We start from the raw sequence: 2,341 nt of genomic DNA, 5'->3' as shown, positions 1-2,341 counted from the left end.
AGTATGGAAAGGCTATGCTTGAGGGGTTGGGATTGACGTTACGATAGTTTTTGTCGCTTTCTCAATTTTTTGAATTATATGCATTGTTTGGTAATGAGATACTGAACAGTGCATATTTTGTCTATAAATGGGAAAGAATGTGTTTGAAGGTGAGTAATCATCTTAAGGCAAACTGCTCCTTTATATACGCTATCCGTTGGCCTATGATCATTTGGGTATAGCTGCTTTCATAGTTCAGCTCAAACCCATGGACAGTCCCCTCTGTTTTCACCAGATTTACTTCAATGCCCGTCTTTTGGAGCTTCTTTGCGTACTCGATTGCCTCATCCCTGAGACAGTCAAATTCATTGACCTCAATATAGGTATTTGGCAATCCCTCCAATGAGGTCATCTCATTTGGGGAGGCGTATGAATCCTTTTTTTCTGCAAGGTAGAGTTTCCACATCTTTGCATTGAGCTTTGCGTTCCAGATAGGGGTATCAACATATTTCTGCATGGAATCAGTGGATAACCTTGCATCCAGGACCGGATAGATAAGCATCTGGAATTGAGGCATCTTCTGTGATCGAGCCCTGATCAGATGCGTCAAGCCGGCAGTCAATGCTCCTCCAGCACTATCCCCATAGATTGCAATCCGTTCAGGATCTATGGAGAGTTCCTTTGCATGTTCTTCTATCCATCGATAGACTGAAAAGCAGTCTTCCAGTCCGTAAGGGTATGGATACCTTGGTGCCAATCGATAATCAGCAATGACTACCTTGCAGGAGCATCCGAGAGCAAAATCAATGATGAGTTTCTTATGGTGGTCGGCAGCGGGAAGAACAAAAGCACCTCCATGCAGGAAGAGCAGGCAAGGAGCATTGGGGTTGATTTCTTTAGGGCTGAACACTTCTATGGGGATAGGATACCCATCATAAGCGATACAGGTTTCTCTCTTGATATTGAGTGATTCAGGAATGGATTGCCGAAGATATACAGTACGGGTCATCCTTTGGAGAAAGGGCAATACTGGTTTGTATAATGGAATGCCCATCTGTAACTTGCGAAAATCTTCATGTACCGGATATGTTTTCATGCTGTTACTCACTTGCTGTATCGTACCATGAAACCAAATCTCAGCATACAGTGCACCTCCTAGGGAAAGGAGGTGCATAGAAAAGATCGTAATCCTGTTTTCAATCCAAGTATGCCTTGAATGCAACACTGTTAAAGGAACCGCTTAATGTGTGAGGTTCTATATCGAGTATCTTTCTGTGAGGGATATACCGATATCCATGCACAAATTGGATGGAAACTCCCTGGAAGATGTTCACTTCAAGTCCGCTTGCAATCGTGCCATGCATCACATGTTCAAGATTTGACATGACGTATTCATCATCCTCACCGATCATATGACCGATGGTAATGGTTCCTATTCCAGCTTGTACGAAGGGATTGAATGCCGCATCATGGAACAACCTGGCAGTAACTGCCAAGCCGCTGCTGAAGGCAAATGTTGCTTCTGTTTCCGTGACATTGACACCGAAATCTTCTCCAGGAAAGTCAGAGAGAGGTTCAATTCTTGCAAATAGTTCGGTGGATGTCCGGCTTGAAAGTTTGCTTCCAACAGTTATGCCAATATTTGGTACTTCCTGTTCCTCGATTATACTATGACCATAATCGATTCCGAGGTAGATACGAGGTGTTAGGTATTCACACCTCTCTGATGCAAAAAGGGCAGTCATCGTCGTTAGAGCGATGACCATGAGCACAACAAGTTGTTTGGTACTGTTTCTGTTCATACAATTCTTAATTCTCCATTAAAATTAGGGAATCCTTCCGATCTCCTTCCTGATACTTTGCAATAACCGTGCCAAAGCAAGGAAACAGGGGAAAAAATGCAAAAAGTACCTGCAATAAACATGGTCATTATCCCTGAATGGCAAAAATGACCAACAGGATAGGTGAAATTACCAAATGCAGAAAAAGATATTTATTTATTTTTATATACACTCATACAGTATATTTTTCTGCCATGATACGATACAAATAGATACGATATTATTACCTGGGAGATGAAACATGTTGGTTCTGATTCTTTCATTGGTGGTGCTTCTTTCGAGTTGTACAACCACGTACGTAGGCGAAGCAGAGACAGGGATTGTGCAAATACCCTCACGTGATGGGTACTTAATCGAAGGATTCCTCTCCATGCCCGATGATGGGAATGCTGAAACACTGGTTGTGTACGTCAATGGTTCTGGACCGAACACTTATGATAACAAGCGAATGTTGGATGAGCAAAAACAGTTCACCTATTTTGATCTTTTCCGCGATGAGTTCAATGCCCGTGGTATAGCCT

Annotated in this window: 3 protein-coding genes; 1 reads left to right on the top strand and 2 read right to left on the bottom strand. The window is 42.6% G+C overall.

Going from position 1 to position 2,341, the window contains the following annotated elements:
* Positions 1 to 157 precede the first annotated feature (157 nt).
* Together JF818_RS09220 and JF818_RS09215 are read right to left on the bottom strand one after the other, a co-directional pair.
* Positions 158 to 1,075 carry an alpha/beta hydrolase gene (locus JF818_RS09220; protein WP_198891722.1) on the bottom strand — a complete coding sequence of 306 codons (918 nt, stop codon included), beginning with the start codon at positions 1,073 to 1,075 and terminating at the stop codon, positions 158 to 160.
* A gap of 100 nt (positions 1,076 to 1,175) precedes the next feature.
* Entirely contained in the window at positions 1,176 to 1,781 is a 606-nt protein-coding gene (locus JF818_RS09215) for a hypothetical protein (protein ID WP_198891721.1), read from the bottom strand.
* 280 nt (positions 1,782 to 2,061) lie between these two features.
* On the opposite strand from JF818_RS09215, the gene JF818_RS09210 reads away from it, so the two are divergent.
* The coding region (locus JF818_RS09210; RefSeq protein WP_198891720.1) for a hypothetical protein at positions 2,062 to 2,341 on the top strand (280 nt) is incomplete at its 3' end.

Source organism: Sphaerochaeta sp. S2, assembly GCF_016406725.1.
Taxonomy (GTDB): Bacteria; Spirochaetota; Spirochaetia; order Sphaerochaetales; family Sphaerochaetaceae; genus Sphaerochaeta.
Note: the sequence above shows the minus strand (reverse complement) of the source record. Positions and strands in the feature narration are given on the sequence as shown.